The organism is Pelatocladus sp. BLCC-F211, from assembly GCF_041928655.1.
Classification (GTDB): domain Bacteria; phylum Cyanobacteriota; class Cyanobacteriia; order Cyanobacteriales; family Nostocaceae; genus Pelatocladus.
On the sequence record NZ_JBHFLM010000146.1, the window covers coordinates 1 to 16,572 of the forward strand.

At 39.9% G+C, this 16,572-nt stretch carries 16 protein-coding genes; 9 read left to right on the forward strand and 7 right to left on the reverse strand.

Translation table 11 applies throughout. From position 1 onward, the window contains the following. Window positions 1–483 precede the first annotated feature (483 nt). On the forward strand, window positions 484–1,557 hold the full coding sequence (dhaK, locus tag ACE1AT_RS18120; RefSeq protein ID WP_374870775.1) for a dihydroxyacetone kinase subunit DhaK: 1,074 nt from the start codon (window positions 484–486) through the stop codon (window positions 1,555–1,557). A gap of 50 nt (window positions 1,558–1,607) precedes the next feature. Here the strand turns inward: dhaK and ACE1AT_RS18125 are convergent, their stop codons facing one another. Next, window positions 1,608–3,593: a glycosyl hydrolase family 28-related protein gene (locus tag ACE1AT_RS18125; protein ID WP_374870777.1), complete on the reverse strand. Its 1,986-nt coding sequence runs from the start codon at window positions 3,591–3,593 to the stop codon at window positions 1,608–1,610. A gap of 112 nt (window positions 3,594–3,705) precedes the next feature. Here ACE1AT_RS18125 and dhaL point away from each other — a divergent pair, with 112 nt between their 5' ends. The 7 genes from dhaL (at window position 3,706) to ACE1AT_RS18160 (ending at window position 9,369) form a co-directional block, all read left to right on the forward strand. Further along, window positions 3,706–4,332, forward strand: coding sequence for a dihydroxyacetone kinase subunit DhaL (dhaL, locus tag ACE1AT_RS18130; protein WP_374870779.1), 627 nt, complete (start codon window positions 3,706–3,708; stop codon window positions 4,330–4,332). Window positions 4,333–4,487: 155 nt separating this feature from the next. Next, window positions 4,488–5,645 (forward strand): sulfate ABC transporter substrate-binding protein, encoded by a 1,158-nt coding sequence (locus ACE1AT_RS18135; protein ID WP_374870781.1) that lies wholly within the window; start codon window positions 4,488–4,490, stop codon window positions 5,643–5,645. A 134-nt stretch (window positions 5,646–5,779) separates the two neighbouring features. Continuing rightward, window positions 5,780–6,664 carry a sulfate ABC transporter permease subunit CysT gene (gene cysT, locus ACE1AT_RS18140; protein ID WP_374870783.1) on the forward strand — a complete coding sequence of 295 codons (885 nt, stop codon included), beginning with the start codon at window positions 5,780–5,782 and terminating at the stop codon, window positions 6,662–6,664. Continuing rightward, entirely contained in the window at window positions 6,651–7,550 is a 900-nt protein-coding gene (gene cysW / locus ACE1AT_RS18145; protein WP_374870785.1) for a sulfate ABC transporter permease subunit CysW, read from the forward strand. The genes cysT and cysW overlap by 14 nt, the downstream gene beginning before the upstream one ends. A gap of 109 nt (window positions 7,551–7,659) precedes the next feature. Then, complete coding sequence (locus tag ACE1AT_RS18150; RefSeq protein WP_374870787.1) at window positions 7,660–7,926, forward strand: NIL domain-containing protein; 267 nt, start codon at window positions 7,660–7,662, stop codon at window positions 7,924–7,926. Between the two features lie 157 nt (window positions 7,927–8,083). Continuing rightward, a complete protein-coding gene (locus tag ACE1AT_RS18155) occupies window positions 8,084–8,701 on the forward strand; it encodes an NIL domain-containing protein (RefSeq protein ID WP_374870789.1) in 618 nt (205 codons plus the stop codon). Window positions 8,702–9,030: 329 nt separating this feature from the next. Beyond that, complete coding sequence (locus ACE1AT_RS18160; RefSeq protein WP_374870791.1) at window positions 9,031–9,369, forward strand: NIL domain-containing protein; 339 nt, start codon at window positions 9,031–9,033, stop codon at window positions 9,367–9,369. A 120-nt stretch (window positions 9,370–9,489) separates the two neighbouring features. Here the strand turns inward: ACE1AT_RS18160 and ACE1AT_RS18165 are convergent, their stop codons facing one another. The 4 genes from ACE1AT_RS18165 to ACE1AT_RS18180 form a co-directional block, all read right to left on the reverse strand. Further along, the gene (locus tag ACE1AT_RS18165; RefSeq protein WP_374870792.1) at window positions 9,490–10,080 is read right to left on the reverse strand and encodes a Crp/Fnr family transcriptional regulator; all 591 of its coding nucleotides are present in this window, start codon (window positions 10,078–10,080) and stop codon (window positions 9,490–9,492) included. Window positions 10,081–10,285: 205 nt separating this feature from the next. Then, window positions 10,286–10,792 carry a BsuBI/PstI family type II restriction endonuclease gene (locus tag ACE1AT_RS18170; RefSeq protein WP_374870794.1) on the reverse strand — a complete coding sequence of 169 codons (507 nt, stop codon included), beginning with the start codon at window positions 10,790–10,792 and terminating at the stop codon, window positions 10,286–10,288. Next, window positions 10,789–12,768, reverse strand: coding sequence for an Eco57I restriction-modification methylase domain-containing protein (locus ACE1AT_RS18175; RefSeq protein ID WP_374870796.1), 1,980 nt, complete (start codon window positions 12,766–12,768; stop codon window positions 10,789–10,791). Before ACE1AT_RS18175 ends, ACE1AT_RS18170 begins: the two co-directional genes overlap by 4 nt. Window positions 12,769–12,907: 139 nt before the next feature. Continuing rightward, window positions 12,908–13,636 (reverse strand): Bax inhibitor-1 family protein, encoded by a 729-nt coding sequence (locus ACE1AT_RS18180; protein WP_374870798.1) that lies wholly within the window; start codon window positions 13,634–13,636, stop codon window positions 12,908–12,910. 381 nt (window positions 13,637–14,017) lie between these two features. Between ACE1AT_RS18180 and ACE1AT_RS18185 the strand changes: the two genes are divergently transcribed. Next, window positions 14,018–14,800: an RNA polymerase sigma factor SigF gene (locus ACE1AT_RS18185; protein WP_374870800.1), complete on the forward strand. Its 783-nt coding sequence runs from the start codon at window positions 14,018–14,020 to the stop codon at window positions 14,798–14,800. A gap of 8 nt (window positions 14,801–14,808) precedes the next feature. On the opposite strand, the gene dusA is transcribed toward ACE1AT_RS18185, so the two are convergent. Both dusA and ACE1AT_RS18195 read right to left on the reverse strand, forming a co-directional pair. Further along, on the reverse strand, window positions 14,809–15,855 hold the full coding sequence (dusA, locus tag ACE1AT_RS18190; protein WP_374870802.1) for a tRNA dihydrouridine(20/20a) synthase DusA: 1,047 nt from the start codon (window positions 15,853–15,855) through the stop codon (window positions 14,809–14,811). 77 nt (window positions 15,856–15,932) lie between these two features. Beyond that, the gene (locus tag ACE1AT_RS18195; RefSeq protein ID WP_374870804.1) at window positions 15,933–16,568 is read right to left on the reverse strand and encodes a DUF3226 domain-containing protein; all 636 of its coding nucleotides are present in this window, start codon (window positions 16,566–16,568) and stop codon (window positions 15,933–15,935) included. Between the last annotated feature and the right edge of the window lie 4 nt (window positions 16,569–16,572).

Here is a 16,572-nt window from a genome sequence, read left to right on the forward strand (position 1 = left end):
GAACTGTAGTTTTGTAGGTTGAGTGTAGCGACAGCGAAACCCAACATTATAGTCTGGTTAATGTTGGGTTACACTCCGTTCCACCCAACCTACATAATGTCCTTTTTGAAAAACTCCTCTTTTCAAGATGGACGAGGTTTACTTGTATAATTATGAGGTAACTAAGCTCTAATCAGCCACCTATGCAAGCAAAAAACCATCTTTCTCAAGAGCAGAACGAACGAGTAATAAAAACGTTAAAAGAGCATTAAAATTCATCTCTAGGAGATAAGGTTCTGATTATATGATTGATGAATGATGGAAAAACTTATCAGTAAATTAGTAATTTTTTAGATATTGCATATGCAACAGTAGCATATTGGGTAGTTCACGATGATCCAGATAACAAAGATGCGTTTTTGAGATGGAAGATTGATTGAATTAGTTTGGCATTCAGGTTAGATAGATAAAGAGATTTGACTATAAATTCTCAGTTAGCAAAATATGAAAAAACTTATCAACGATCCTCTGAATTTTGTGCGCGAAAGTTTAGAAGGTATGGCGATCGCCCACCCAAATTTAATTAAAGTCAATTTTGATCCTAATTTTGTCTATCGAACTGATGCACCGATCAAAGGCAAAGTAGCAATTATATCTGGGGGCGGTAGTGGACACGAACCAATGCACGCTGGTTTTGTGGGGATGGGAATGTTGGATGCTGCTTGTCCTGGGGAGGTTTTTACTTCGCCTACCCCTGATCAAATGCTCGCAGCAGCTAAGGCTGTCGATGGTGAAGCGGGAATTTTATACATCGTGAAGAACTACTCCGGCGATGTGATGAATTTTGAAATGGCAACAGAATTAGCTAGAAGTGAAGGTATCCAGGTGCTGAATATCTTAATTGATGATGATGTTGCTGTTAAAGATAGTCTTTATACCCAGGGACGTCGGGGTGTTGGAACTACGGTACTAGCAGAAAAAATCTGTGGTGCAGCAGCCCAAGAGGGATATAATTTACGACAACTAGCTTCTTTGTGTAGGCGCGTCAATTTGCATGGACGGAGTATGGGTATGGCCCTGACTTCCTGTACAGTACCAGCCAAAGGAACACCAACATTTACACTTGGGAACCAAGAAATGGAGATAGGTATCGGGATTCACGGTGAACCCGGAAGAGAACGCATGAGTCTAAAATCAGCAGATGAAGTTGTTGAGATGTTAGCGCTATCAATTATTGAGGATGCATCCTATACGCGGACACTACGAGAATGGGACGAAAAAACGGGCGAATGGCAAGAAGTGGAACTGGTAAACGCAAATTTTGCCAAAGGCGATCGCCTGTTAGCTTTTGTTAATAGTATGGGTGGTACGCCGATTTCTGAGTTGTATATCATCTACCGCAAACTCGCAGAAATTTGTCAAAAGCATGGACTACAAATAGTGCGAAACTTGATTGGTGCTTATATTACTTCCTTAGATATGCAAGGTTGCTCGATTACACTACTTAAGCTAGATGACGAGATGATTCGCCTATGGGATGCACCTGTAAACACCACAAGCTTGCGCTGGGGAATTTAACTCAACTATTAAAACTCTTACCAATAACAAATAACAAATGACCAATGAAATTACTCTTTAAAACCTGTATAAAACATTAAAACTCTACCATTACCTGTGTATCTACCAGGAAGTTGATCTTTCATCAGCTTTTTAGTTTGTTTTCCTCGTGTTTCTTCTACCCATATTTGGTAGGTATCATTATCAAAATACGCTTCAGCAACACCAATAAAAGTAGCAGAAGCATTAGTAATACGGAAAAGAGGATCTTGGGGCTTTTGTTCACCAGCAGCATAAACTAGTCCACCCAAAAGTTCAGTTAAGCCGCCGTTTTTAGTTTCAATTTTTGTCTTACCTTGCTCTGTTTTAAAACCGAGAATCCACAATTTTGCTCCATTATTAATTATATTAGTTTCTGAACCACTTTCGGGATTGACTTGGCGTACCCAAATATCTTGAGCAGGATTTAAAAACCTCAGTTTACCCATAACAGCATCATCAATAAACATATCTCCAGTACCGTTACTTTCTAAACTTAGATGACTAATACTGCGATAAACAACAGTTCTCTTCGCCACATTTTTCCATCTCAACTTAGAACCAAAATCAACAAAGAAGTTTTCAATAATCAGTGTTGGTTTAGTCCCGTTATCGGCTACTATTTCTCCTTTGCCATTCATTACTCCTCCTGTACTAGTAAATCTTTCTACTTTACCTCGTAGTCGCAGAGAACCGTCAATTATAAATGTTCCTTTTCCACCAGGTACAACTACTGTTGTGGCGCCAGAATCAATTGCCTTTTGGAAAGCAGCTGTATCATCTTTATTATCGTTGGCAATTGCGCCAAATTTCTCAACGTTAACCCACTTTTTAGGATCATCCCATTTCAACTTAGGAAACTTTTTAATGGGAAGTAGCAGTGACTTTGATGGTGAAGAAAATAGTGAAATTTTGGAGTGGGATGTATATTCTTTCAAATAGGAATGTTTGACTATATTTTGTCCTTCTCTTGTCTTATTTAAAAGAATTTCTTTATATCCAGAAGAGACTACATTTCTAGTATAAATAAAACCAGCCGAAGAAATTCCTGGGAGCTTATTAGCGCGATCGCGACCAAGTAATTTAGCATTTACTAGCGTCAAAGTACTACCAGGATCGACACCCCCATTGGGATCAATACCATTGATAATTGCCGATACAGAATTAATGCTATTAAAACCCTCCAAACTCATTGCTTGTCCATTATTAAAAATACCTGCAAAATTTTGATCGCGGACAGTAATATTCTGCATGGTAATGCCATTAATAGCGTTATTGGTACGCACACCATAATCAAAACCAACAATTTCTACATCCTCAATCAAAAGAGGGCCAACTTCACCATGAGTTAAAGCTAAACCAGTAGTTCCCTTTTTATCTTCAGAGATAATCTTGACGCTTCTGACTGCTCCTTGATTATTAGCAACAAAATTCAATCCCTCTGCACCGGGATTATTTTTTCCAATATTAATAGTCAGATTTCTTAGAGAATTACCAAAACGTTGAGCCGCTATACTTGCTTTAAATTCTTCTGAATTGGGATCTAAATCTGGATCGAATCCTGTGGAAATGACTGGTCGAGGTTTGTTGGCGTCCTGGAATAAAGGAGATTGATCTTGAAGGCGAATAATCACGCGATCGCGACTTTGTCCTTGTAGTGTAGTATATTTATAATCGGAGCGGTTACGCTCTCCAGATGGCCAATGTAGACTATTAGAGATATCATAAATACCGTTTGGTAAGTAAATAATTCGTCCTTGAGCAGGAAATTTATTGAGCGCTTTTTGAATAGCCTTTGTGTCATCTTTGCCATCATTGGGTATAGCTCCATATTCTGGTGCAGTAACATCTATTACCCCTATATTTTTGGGAAAAACAATATTTTCTGGCACACCTGGGCTAGCTTGCGCGATTTGAATCTCAGCATTTTTGGTATATTCAGCACAAGTAGAAGTGACAACAGCCACAAAAATCAAACAGGGAATTTGTTTTAAAATAGAGGCTTTAGCAAAAAACACAAGCTGATGTTCTCTTAGATACTTTACTACTCCCTTTTACATTTGTTAATTGCCAAAACCGTAAAAACTCGGATATTTTTTATGATATCTGCGTTCAGCAGGAGGTATAAAGATGGTGACAACAGAGCAGATTTTGCAGTGGTTACAAAGATTTGCAACAACAGTCGAAGCAAACAAAGACTACTTAACAGAATTAGATGCAGCCATAGGTGATGCTGATCATGGTATCAATATGGAACGTGGCTTTAAAAGAGTAATTACTCAATTGCCAACTGTTGCAGATAAAGACATCGGTAGTATTTTGAAAACGGTGAGTATGACCCTAATCTCCACAGTTGGTGGTGCAAGCGGCCCGCTTTATGGCACATTATTTCTACGAGCAAGTACTATACTAGCTGGCAAACAAGAACTTAGCGAGCAAGATATGCTGGCTATGCTGCAAGCGGGATTAGATGGTGTAATTAGCAGGGGAAAAGCACAACTAGGCGATAAAACAATGGTGGATTCCTTTTCACCAGCTGTAGCAGCTTTTGGACAAGCTGTCACAGGAGGTGAAAATACATTGTCAGCAATGCAACAAGCTGTAGCAGCAGCAGAAAAGGGAATGCAAGATACAACACCTATGCAAGCTAAAAAAGGTCGCGCTAGTTATTTGGGAGAACGAAGTATGGGACATCAAGATCCAGGGGCGACTTCTGTTTATTTAATGTTGCAGAGTTTGCTAGATGTTATTCAGTGACATAAAACTTTCAGGAAAAAATCACATTTCCTACCAATAATGCGTAGTTATTCTCTTGATTTTTGAGCAGCACGCATGTAATATAACTCACAAATCAAAAAATTACTATAAGCCGACCGACTAATAGTAGATTTTATGTAAACGGGGTAAATCGAATGAGTTCGTGGCAGCGTATTATTACAAAATCAAAACAAACCTTATTAAAAATCACTAGTGGGGTGAGAGTTAACTCAATTAAAGGTTTTCTATCACTTGCTTTGGTTGGAGTGAGTCTAAGTGTGGCGATCGCATCCTGTTCTGGCGGTAATGGCAACAATACTGCTAGTAACTCCACAGCTAGTCCTGTTTCAGCAGCAAACAACAAGCAAGACGTCGAAGTAACTCTCGTTTCCTTTGCCGTTACTAAAGCTGCTCACGATGCTATTATCCCTAAATTTGTAGAAAAATGGAAGCAAGAGCATAACCAAAACGTTACCTTTAAGCAAAGCTATGGCGGATCTGGTTCCCAAACTCGTGCAGTGATCGATGGTTTGGAAGCAGATGTAGTTCACCTAGCGCTTGGCTTAGACACTCAAAAAATTGAGAAGGCCGGACTTATTGAACCTGGATGGGAAAAAGAAATCCCAAACAATGCGATCGTCTCTAAGACTGTTGCTGCTCTCATCACTCGCTCAGGGAACCCAAAAAATATAAAAACCTGGGAAGACTTAGGAAAAGGCGACATCAAGGTAATTACTGCTGACCCTAAAACATCGGGTATTGCTCGTTGGAATTTTCTCGCACTATGGAACTCAGCCATTAAAACCGGTGGAGGAGAAGAGAAAGCCCTCGATTTTGTCACCAAAGTCTACACTAACGTACCAATCTTAACCAAAGATGCCCGTGAAGCTACTGATGCTTTCGCCAAGCAAGGTCAAGGAGATGCCTTAATTAACTACGAAAACGAAGTGATTCTGGCACAACAGAAGGGTGAAAAAGTTGATTATGTGGTTCCAGATGTGAATATTTCCATCGACAACCCAATAGCAATAGTAGATAAGAACGTTGATAAGCACGGTACTCGTGAAGTAGCAGAAGCTTTTGTTCAATACCTCTTCACTCCAGAAGCACAACAGGAATTTGCGAAATTAGGATTCCGACCTCTAGACGAAGCAGTAGCCCAAAACAAAGAACTCAAAGCACTTGCCGATAAATATACAAAAGTCAATAATCTGGGAAATGTTCAAGACTACGGTGGATGGGCTGAAGTGCAAAAGAAATTTTTTGCAGATGGAGCAGTTTTTGACCAAATTCAATCAAAAATCAAGCGTTAGTCAATAGTCAAGGGTCAATGGTCATTGGTCATTGGTCAATGGTCATTGGTCATTGGGAAGAGACTTGTTAAATAATTCTCCCTTGTCCCCGATCCCCCTTATCCCCAATCCCCGATCCCTGATTCCCGATCCCCATGACCGTATCCTCTCCTTCATCACCACCTCAGCAAAAAGCTAGAAGTAAGACTCCTGACTGGAAGAAATTTTTGGATCAATTTTTCCATCTTCCTTGGACATGGCGAATTACCTTGGGATATCTAACAGTAATGTTAATTGTCCCGATCGCCGCCATGTTTTTGAAAGCGGCGACTAAATCTCCAGCTGAGTTTTGGCAAATTGCTACTAGTCCCATTGCTTTGTCAGCGTATACCGTCACTTTTGCTACAGCTTTAGTAACAGCTTTACTCAATGGTGTTTTTGGTACTTTGATTGCTTGGGTATTGGTTCGTTATGATTTCCCAGGCAAAAGATTTATTGACGCCACCGTAGATTTACCTTTTGCATTACCAACAGCAGTAGCAGGTTTAACACTAGCTACAGTCTACAGCGATAATGGCTGGATTGGTTCGCTGTTTGTCCCTTTCGGTATTAAGATTTCTTTTACTAGTTTGGGTGTAGCGATAGCGATGATTTTTATCTCGCTACCTTTTATCGTACGGACAGTGCAACCCGTACTCCAGGAAATGGAGAAAGAAATAGAAGAAGCTGCTTGGTCTTTGGGTGCATCCCAATGGCAGACTTTCTGGAAAGTGATTTTACCGCCTTTATTTCCCACAATTTTGACAGGTGTAGCCTTGGGTTTCTCCCGTGCTGTTGGCGAATACGGCTCGACGGTGATTATATCTTCCAACACTCCCTTTAAAGATTTGATTGCACCTGTATTGATATTCCAACGTTTAGAGCAGTATGACTATTCCGGTGCAACGGTAATTGGCATGGTACTACTAGTGATTTCCTTGCTGATATTGCTAGCAATTAATTTTTTACAAAGTTGGGCAAGAAGATATGACACAAAATGAAGAAGCCTCTTTTCCACAGCCCCATTTTCATACAACAGAAGCTAACCCCAACAAACAAAAGCCAACCAAAACAAAGAATTTTGTTCCTGTCATACTAATTGGGGTGGCGCTGGGATATTTAGCATTGATGCTATATATTCCTGCTGTCAACGTTTTTTACCAAGCATTCAAAAATGGAGCTGGGCCATTTCTTTCTAATCTGACAGAACCAAATTTTCTGAATGCGGCAAAGTTGACAGTATTATTGGCTTTAATCGCTGTACCAGTAAATACTATATTTGGTTTATGTGCAGCTTGGGCGATCGCTCGTCACAAATTTCCTGGCCGCACTTTAATTTTGAGTATCATAGACCTACCCTTTTCAATTTCTCCAGTAGTTGCTGGTTTAATGCTTGTGCTGCTCTACGGACGAAATGGGTGGTTTGGGGGCTGGTTGCAAGAACATGGAATCAAAATTATTTTTGCTTTTCCTGGTATGTTACTGGCTACAGCTTTTGTCAGTATGCCTTTTGTGGCGCGTGAAGTCATTCCGGTGTTAGAGGAGTTAGGAAGCGACCAAGAAGAAGCAGCACAAACTTTGGGTGCAAACAGCTGGCAAACATTCTGGCGTGTAACATTACCGAATATCCGTTGGGGTTTGCTTTATGGCTTAATTTTGACCAACGCCAGAGCAATGGGTGAATTCGGCGCAGTTTCAGTAGTCTCTGGAAACATCGCTGGTAAAACCCAGAGTATGCCTCTATTTGTAGAGGATGCTTACAAACAGTATGAAACAGAAGCAGCTTATTCAGCTGCTGTAATCTTAGCGCTGCTTGCAGTCGTAACTTTGGTGTTGAAGGGGATCTTAGAACGGAAAACAGGAATCAAATCATCAAAAGGTCATTAGTCATTTGTTATTTGTCATTTGTGAGGAAGAGAAACTAATGACTATTGTACAGACGCGATTAATCGCGTCTAATAACTGATTAATTAAAAGTGGAACAGGAGAATTCAATATGGCTTCTCACAATACCCTTACCAACAAACGAATTCGCGTCAGAATTCCCAAAGACTATCGTCAGGAACCTGTTATATCTCGCTTAGTTTCTGACTATGGTCTTACAGTAAATATCTCTGCTGCTATTCTCGGAGCTAATGCCATTGGTGATGGTTGGTTTGACCTAGAGTTACAAGGAACACCTGAACAAATTGATGGTGGGCTGAGTTATCTCAAAGAATTGGAACTGGAAATTTGGGAAGACAACAACATAGGTAATTGGTAAAAATAATTGTTTGTTGGTGTTTGGTTGTTGGTTGTTGTGTGTTGATTGTTTCAAACATCAACAACTAACAACTAATTACTGTAAGAGCATAACATTTAAACATTTGGGATGCTCGCTGCGCTCCTGCTATTAACATTTATATTTTCCACTATTTTGTATGACGACCTTTAAATCTAGAACTGCAAAAATACCTCCAGTCCACGTTCGGATTCGAGTTCCTCAGCATTATCATCGGCAACCTGTAATTTCTCGATTAATCTCCCGCTATAATCTCACGGTTAACATTAAAGCAGCTTCTCTCACAGTAGATATTGATAGTTGTGGCTGGTTCGATTTAGAACTTCAGGGTAATCCAGAACAAGTTATTAATAGCCTCTCCTATTTGCAACGAATAGGTGTGGATCTTATGCAAATAGGCATTGTAGGAAATATTCTAACTAGTGAAGACTCTCAGTCTTTTCCAATTTCAGATAATCATATAAATCACAGTGAACATAATGATTTAGTAACAAAATGGGAAGACCAAATCTATCCGCACATCTCCAACAATCAAACCAATATACTACGGTTGCAACTGTGTATCTCGAAAAATCACTACCACACACCTGTCATTTCTGAATTAGTTTCTCGCTATGGAGTAACAGTTAATATTACCGGAGCTTTACTAAAACCGGATATCCAAAATGATGGTTGGTTTGACTTAGAAATTTGGGGAAGACAAGATCAGCTTTTTTCTAGCTTTAGTTATTTGCAAAGTTTTTTTATTAATAATTGATAATATATAGCAATCTTAAAGGAATTTTGAAAATTGAGAAAATCCAAAAATGTTGGATTTTAGATTACCCTGCGCTTCGACACGTAGACGGACGAAGTCCGGCTTCTTGTAGAGTAGTGGCTTCTGTTCCCTGAAAGGGTTCCCGAAGGGTAAGTAGCCACAGAAGCGTCTATGGATTTTAGATTGACTACCAGGATTTATCCGAGAGATTGCGGATTGATTCCAGTGATAAATACGCTTTCTTTTACTCTGCTCGGAATTACCGATTAAATCCCTGACTTTTTGAATAAGTCGGGGATCTCAATAAAAGTCATTATTAAATAAAGAAAATGAGGATATTCAATTATCGCCAAAATCTCAAAAAAACCAAACTATCTCTGTTCGATAAAACATCAAAACACAACACTAATACTCAAATTCGTCTTCGTCTTTATATTCCTCAATGCTATCAAAACCAACCTATAATTTCTCAATTAATTTCAAAATATGGTTTGGTTGTAAATATTACTGGAGCTAGTTTAGAAAAAAATGCAGGCAAAGAGGGATGCTTTGATGTACAACTCAAGGGAGATATATCACAAATTTCCTCTGGGTTAAGTTACTTGGCATCTCTAAATTTAAAAATTATAGGTAAGCCAAATGCTGATGGAGATAGTTGGTATTGTTAGTTGTTAGTTATTATATGCTAGGAGTTTGGAAGCATCAACAATCAATAATCAACAATCAATAACCAACTACCAACAATCAACAACTAAACACTCATCACTAGATACTAATCATACTCCTAGCTAGATTTCATAGTGCCATATCTGTTCTTCTTTCAAGACAATTCGATGCAAAGGTAATCGGGAAATTAATCCTCTTTCCTCTAAATTAGTGAGAACTCTCGTAATCGTCACACGAGTTGAATTCAACATTTCTGCAATATCTTGATGAGTTAAACGTAAATCAATTAATTGTCCAGTTTCTACTGCACGACCAAACTTTTTAGCTAACCAACTCAGCAGTTTAATTAGCATAATTTCTACTGTTTTATAGCTGCGAATCATCATCAATGCTTCTGCTTGTTCTATTTGTGCTAGTAAGATCTCTGTGAGTTCATATGATTGATTTACAGGAAAAATACTAACTTCTACTTTGGTTAAGCATTCTATTTCATATGGTTCTATTTTTGATAAGCTTCTACCAATAACATCTCCTGGTCCCCAAATTCCTAAAGTGACGAGTGTACCGTCTTCATGCCAGGTTAAATTTCGTACTACTCCTTTTTCAATCTTCCAGAGTATATTCGGTGGAAGTGGTATAAAAGAGCGCTGTTTCAAATACCGAGTAATAATTTTATGAGAATAATTTATCAAAGGAGAAGAGGGAGATACCACGGCTTAACTACTGCTCAACGATAGATTAACCGTAGTTTTAAAATATCTCAATTTTGGAGCAATTGATATAGATCAACTTGAAATTTTAGATTTTCAAAGATGATTAGTGGCAAATAACTGATACTATGCATCACAATCAAGATTTCTCAACCATCCACTCAATCGTGTTGTTAGGTGTACTGTTACCTATTTAGAACCAGAATTTTCAAGAACGATTCTCTGGGTCTTCATAGGGGCCAAGGAATCTCTCCCCATTGAAATGAATCATATGATCAGGTTGATCTGCGACCCAAACTTCAGTTTCCCAAGAAATCTCAGCAAGATACCGAGTCATTTCCCTACGGCTTGGAAAAGCAGTAACAAAAACTAGTCCTTTACCACCAGACTGAAACAGATGCCTTAATTCATTGTGACGTTTCAAGTTGACCGGACCATGACTAGTCACAGCTTCTATCAATACAAGCCAATCTTTCCGTTGATAGTGAACTACAATGTCTGGCATTTTACCGTGAGGATCTAACTCAATCCCCATTTCTCGGAATTTCTGAGTTTCATTAATAATGAACTTATCCCCGGCATCGCCCACATAGAGAACTCTACCTCCAGGTGTAAATCTCGCACAGAAGCTTTCCAAAATGTCTTTTATTAGTATATTTTGTCCGCCTGATGATAGTTGAATAGCTTGACCGTCAGGCAAGGTTACGGGAATCATCGGTATATTGCGATTCCTCGCCTGCAATAAATTTGTGACTGAACAGCATAATTTCGACAAGCCTCTTCCCACTGTTCAGAGCCATAGGATTTCAGAAGTGATAATGCTTGTTGATGAAGTTGATAACACCATTTGGGGCTATTAATTGGTCGGTCTGGTCGATCTGGATTCTCAACAACTATCCCCATCTGTACAAACTGGTGCATCGTTTGGCGTCGAACTGTTTCGCGTGTATTTGGTGCGTATTGTTTCCCATAGTAATCGCGAAACCAATCCATCATTTCTGTAATTCCGCGTCTTGGTGCTGTTGCTTGATTCCAAGGTGTTTCAGGCCGAATGTCTGCCAATGCGAGTAAGCAAAGTGCTGATCGTTCGTTCTGTTGCTCTCTTGGAGCAGAAATATCTTTGAGAATTGCAAGAGCCTCCTCAATTCGTTTAGCAGCCCGAACTGCATTTGTGACTTCGCTCATAATCGACAAAGTTTTATGTACAACCCGATCAAGTTGCTCCTGATCAAACTGAGAATCACCAATTTGGCTTCCTAATCTGATTAAATCATCTTTGTAAGGGTACTTAATTCTACGCAAATCTGTTGCATTGACTTGTGTGTGTCCACTAAACTGCCGGAAGTAATTATCAAATAAAGTTGAATTGAGGAATGCTGCTAAACCTCGTGCCAGATCAGGGTTCATTCCCTGACCTTTAGCATGGTAGTAGTTAAGATGATTTTCTATACCTAGCGCTGGCGCGTCTAAAGGAGAACAGACAGCAGCAACAACACGACGCTTTTCCTCCTTAGCAGAAAAACGCTTGATCAAAACGTACCAACCTGATTGAACTAACCATTTACTTGTTTGCTGGTTTTGCTCAATTGCGATCGCCTTACGAGGATTGCTAGGTGGAAATAAAATTTTCCCTGGCTTCACAGTTTCTGGGTACAGTAGTGGAACATTCTGCTCATCCAAGCAAGTTCTTAAAAACGATTTGAGACGAAAATCGACAACCGGACCCGTCGAAACTTCTAAACCCATTTCATCCAAAGTAGATGAGAATTTATCCATTTGCACTCTCAAAGAATCTTCAAGAGAGTTTGTCACAATATGAATAAAACTCTCGGAATCATTGGCTTCAACTACTTTACTGTAAGGAATATATCTTAATTCTGAAAATTCATCTAATTTAGTTTCAAAATTCCTAGTTATTTCTACATAATCAGGCTTAATTTTAGTTTTACTAGCATGAAAAATAATATTTTCTTGCAATACGTTATCCTCTGCAAAAGCTGCTGAACGGCTCTCAAAAACATGAATTTTTTTTAGCGCCATGCTTTCTAGGAAAGTTTTCCGGAAAGGACGAAAATAGGTACCATTACAGAAACTTCTGGGCGTGATTGCAACTATCTCTCCATCTTCGGCAAGCTGTAACATAGTAAGCCAAACAAATGCACTATATAGATTTCCTGTTTCAATTCCAAGCTTTGAAAGGATCTTCTTTTCTATTGATTGGCTGTGAATTTTTTTATAAGGTGGATTCAGAATTGCATGAGTAAATTTGATTGATGGCGTAGTAAAAAGTGGTAAATTTATTTTTTTAAAAGCTTCTATAAAACTTTGTTCATGCAAACAATAATTTGCTTGAATTCCTCTACTCTTTAAAGCTGTACAACACTCTATAAGACATTGCCTCAAAGAGGATATGAAGGCTGATTCAACTTCATATGCTGTTATCAAGCAACTTTTAACCTCGTTAGGATTTGCCAATAACTGCTCTACAAAAGCAGCAGCTAATGACCCAACTCCAGCACCAGGATCTAGAAGATTGATGTGACCCGATAGACTACTAAATTGTCTAGCCATAAAACGGGCAACTGGGGCGGGAGTAAAAAACTGACCCAACTCGCTACGTTGCTTCAGATTTAACCTTGAAGAGAAATGAATCCTAGTGATGTCGGCAGAATCTGTAAGAAACATCGTCATGCAACTATTATACATAATCGGAAAGCAATGGGAAAGCGAGCAAAGACTCTCCTCAGCATGTAAGCTACAAAAAACCGTGGTTATCAGAGGGATAACCACGGTATAAATTACAAAAAATCAGTTTTTCTACTAGATATGCTTAGTCACGACCATTTAGGGCGATCAACAGCCTCAAAATGAAGATGAAAAGGTTGATGTAAGTTAAGTACATCGACAAAGCCGCAGGTAGGTATTGGTCATTGCGGTAGGTGCGTGGCAGGATGTAAAAATCGACTACGGATGCTCCAGCAAACAGAAATACTCCCAAAGCAGAAATGCCAATTTCTAACCACCCTGGAGTATAAACACCGAACAAAGCAAAGACAAATTGCAAGCCTACAACCACGACCAAGGCAATAATACCCAGATTGATGGTTTTTGTCAGAGCCATACCGTCAGTCTCAGAAAGATTTGAACCAATCTGACGAGCGGCGATGAAAGTGATCCCACAACCAAGAGCTGCTATACCAATTCCCTGAATACCCACACCCTCTGTTCTTAGCGCCACAAATACCAAGCCGCTGAGAGTATAGCCAGACAACAGGCTATAGGCTGCTAATAGAGGTAGTGCAACGTTATTTTTGCCCTTTTCAGCAACATTTTGGGCAACAAAGAACAAAATTAATTCCACAATCACTGCACCAATGAAGGTGGGAAAGAACAGTCCGGGATTAGCACGGATCACTCCCAAACCGCCATAAGTTCCCAATGCTGTTAGGATCAGGCCGCCTCCCAGATAAGGTAGAGCATTGGCTATGACATTTGGCCCCACTAGGGCGTGGGTTTTAGCCTCACGGATGGCATCACGGAAGTTGCTAGTATTGCTCATATTTCACAATTCAGTTTTTGAATGACGATATTACTGACTAATTCCATTCTTACCTAGATTTTTAGCTCATAATTGAGAAATGAATCCATAGAAATCCTGTTTTGAAAGCGCTGGGCCATATTTATCAAGGTCTTTGATGACCTTGCACTGCACAAGGATAGATCCAAACTAAAACTTTTTGTTACACAACCATCTCTGCATCTAACAGGTATGGGGACAAAAAATACGTGAAAATACTGATCTACAAAGTGAGACTCTATATAAGTTCAGTGAAACAACGAATGGTGTATCAAAGCGTTACTAAGGAAAATAATTACAGCTTAAGTGAAGTTTACGCAACTCCGTTTTTTAGGGAATAGGAGTTACCAAAAAGGAATTTCTATGGCAACAAGTCAGTCCTCTATGCGGTCTGATGGTATGGAGTTATTGCAGTTATATCATCAGAATCCTTCTATTGAACTTCGTAATCGGCTTGTAAAATTACATACTGGTTTAGTACGGAAAATGGCTCATAAATTTAGCCATCAATGTAATGAGCCTTATGAAGACTTAGAGCAAATCGGTTACTTCGGTTTAATCAGGGCAATTGAGCGTTTTGATCCCAGTCAAGGATACGCTTTTAGTTCCTTTGCTGTTCCTTACATTCGGGGCGAAATGCTGCACTTTTTGCGCGATCGCAGTACTCTGTTAAAGATCCCCCGTCGTTGGCAAGAACTCTACAATGAGGGGCAAAAAGTGCGTAAGGAATTAGCAGAGATTTTAGGGCGTCCCCCCAAAGATTCAGAAATTGCCAAGCAACTCAAGGTATCTGTACAAGAATGGCAAGAAACCAAGTTAGCTGCTCAAAACCGTATGCCTTTGAGTTTAGATGCTACAGTAGTTAACTATATCGATTGTCAAATTACTTTGGGTGAGGCGCTTCCTTGTCCCCGTTCTAGCGTTCAACAGCAACAACAAGAAGAACGACAACAACTACAAGGGGCAATTAGCATGTTAGAAGAAAAGCCCCGTATGGCAGTAGAGTTAGTATTTTTAAAAGAACTTTCTCGCAAAGATGCTGCTAAGAAAATTGGCACTAGTCCAATGACAGTCACACGGTATCTGCAAAAAGGAGTTCAAGATTTGATGTCGATGTTGCAAACACAGGCTTTATCAACAGGCTGAAAATGCATTCACGAGCAAGCAGTAAAGTTTAGGCTGGGTACTATCGGCGAGTCGGGAACTTGTGCCAACGCCTCTTGTACCACAGCATAACCTACTCCCAGACGACAAGAATTTTCCGTCAGATGACGCTTCCAAACTCGACTACCCGGTTGTCCAGCAAACAGTTGCAACATGTGGCGGGTAATTTTGTTGAGCTTCAGACCTTTTGTAACCCAGTAATCAATATAAGAAAACATCGCTTCAGCAACTTCATGGCGAGATGGAGGTTGCATCGCCTCGCCGTAGATTTCACTATCTGCTGTGGCAAATAAGTAGGGATGATCATAAGCTGCACGTCCAATCATCACCGCATCTACCGATTGTAAGTGCTGTCTTACCTGATCTATGTTAATAATTCCACCATTGATTTCAATAAATAGCTGGGGAAATTCTTGTTTAAGACGATACACATCACTGTAACGTAGGGGTGGAATATCACGGTTTTCTTTTGGGCTTAATCCCTGTAACCAAGCTTTGCGGGCGTGGACTGTAAAACGTCGGCAGCCTGCTTGTGAGACAATGCGAACAAAATCTAGCATATCTTCGTAGCGATCGCGATCGTCAATCCCAATCCGGTGTTTCACACTCACCGGGATACGAGTAGCATTGATCATCTCGGCTACACAGTCTGCTACTTTCTCCGGGTGTGCCATTAAACAAGCGCCAAAATTGCCATCTTGGACACGACTACTCGGACAACCGACATTAAGATTGATTTCATCGTAGCCCATATCCTCAGCAATCCGGCTACATTCAGCTAATTCCTTGGGATTATCGCCCCCGACTTGCAATACAAGGGGCTTTTCTTGTGGGGAAAAACCAAGTAGATATTCTTTGTCACCATGCAAAATCGCGGCAGTTGTCACCATTTCGGTATAAAGCAAAGTACGGCGGGTAATCTGCCGCATAAAATACCGAAAATGGCGATCTGTACGATCCATCATTGGTGCAACACTCAGAAGATAAGCACCATGAATCATGGATTGGGGCAAGGTAGCTGGATTTAAATAAGTCATGATCACGAGTCTAGCTTAGAGATAAGCTTTTTTATAAATTCCATCCAGTGATTTGTTAGGTACTGCTCGGATGGGATTTATGTGAATAAACGTATCAACCAGTTGGTGAATCTGACTGCGACATCTGTGTGGGGACGAAGAGCTTGGCTTGTTATTGCTTTTCCTAGAGGATAGCCGGGTTCATCATGCCAAGCAAGATATGTATGAATCACCGCTTTACTAATATGTACTTCTTTGAAAGTTGTGATTTTCCTTCCGTGTGCCTGTTCTACACATTCTCGTGCGAATGTGAGCGATACAGGTTCTGCAAGTTCTGCACAAAAGTCTTCTAACATCCCAGAATCCTGGTTGTTTGGCATGAGCCAAAATCCAAGTTTAGGATTATCTGCAACACTTTCAACTACCGTCCCATCAGCATCAGGAGTTGTCGGAAATGGATAACTGTAATGTTTTAATTTACCTTTTATGCTCTGCCATCTTCCTTCAAGAGAAGGTTTGTCAGCATCAAGCATAACGCCTATTACTTGAGGAGGATTGGGGCGTAGAATTAAAGCATTCAGTCGCTTCAAAACCCCGACATCTGAACCACATTGGTATATACCAAAAGTTTCAGGAACAGTATGAGCGGCACACAAAGCCATAACGACGTGACAATCGTTATCGCCTTCAACTAGCAATACTTTATCTCTATCTTGCCTACAAACATCGCTCATACTA

Coding starts and splice junctions, on each gene's coding strand:
- dhaK (WP_374870775.1), top strand. CDS start 484: ATGAAAAAACTTATCAACGATCCTCTGAATTTTGTGCGCGAAAGTTTA.
- dhaL (WP_374870779.1), top strand. CDS start 3,706: ATGGTGACAACAGAGCAGATTTTGCAGTGGTTACAAAGATTTGCAACA.
- ACE1AT_RS18135 (WP_374870781.1), top strand. CDS start 4,488: ATGAGTTCGTGGCAGCGTATTATTACAAAATCAAAACAAACCTTATTA.
- cysT (WP_374870783.1), top strand. CDS start 5,780: ATGACCGTATCCTCTCCTTCATCACCACCTCAGCAAAAAGCTAGAAGT.
- cysW (WP_374870785.1), top strand. CDS start 6,651: ATGACACAAAATGAAGAAGCCTCTTTTCCACAGCCCCATTTTCATACA.
- ACE1AT_RS18150 (WP_374870787.1), top strand. CDS start 7,660: ATGGCTTCTCACAATACCCTTACCAACAAACGAATTCGCGTCAGAATT.
- ACE1AT_RS18155 (WP_374870789.1), top strand. CDS start 8,084: ATGACGACCTTTAAATCTAGAACTGCAAAAATACCTCCAGTCCACGTT.
- ACE1AT_RS18160 (WP_374870791.1), top strand. CDS start 9,031: ATGAGGATATTCAATTATCGCCAAAATCTCAAAAAAACCAAACTATCT.
- ACE1AT_RS18170 (WP_374870794.1), bottom strand. CDS start 10,792: ATGATTCCCGTAACCTTGCCTGACGGTCAAGCTATTCAACTATCATCA.
- ACE1AT_RS18175 (WP_374870796.1), bottom strand. CDS start 12,768: ATGACGATGTTTCTTACAGATTCTGCCGACATCACTAGGATTCATTTC.
- ACE1AT_RS18180 (WP_374870798.1), bottom strand. CDS start 13,636: ATGAGCAATACTAGCAACTTCCGTGATGCCATCCGTGAGGCTAAAACC.
- ACE1AT_RS18185 (WP_374870800.1), top strand. CDS start 14,018: ATGGCAACAAGTCAGTCCTCTATGCGGTCTGATGGTATGGAGTTATTG.
- dusA (WP_374870802.1), bottom strand. CDS start 15,855: ATGACTTATTTAAATCCAGCTACCTTGCCCCAATCCATGATTCATGGT.
- ACE1AT_RS18195 (WP_374870804.1), bottom strand. CDS start 16,568: ATGAGCGATGTTTGTAGGCAAGATAGAGATAAAGTATTGCTAGTTGAA.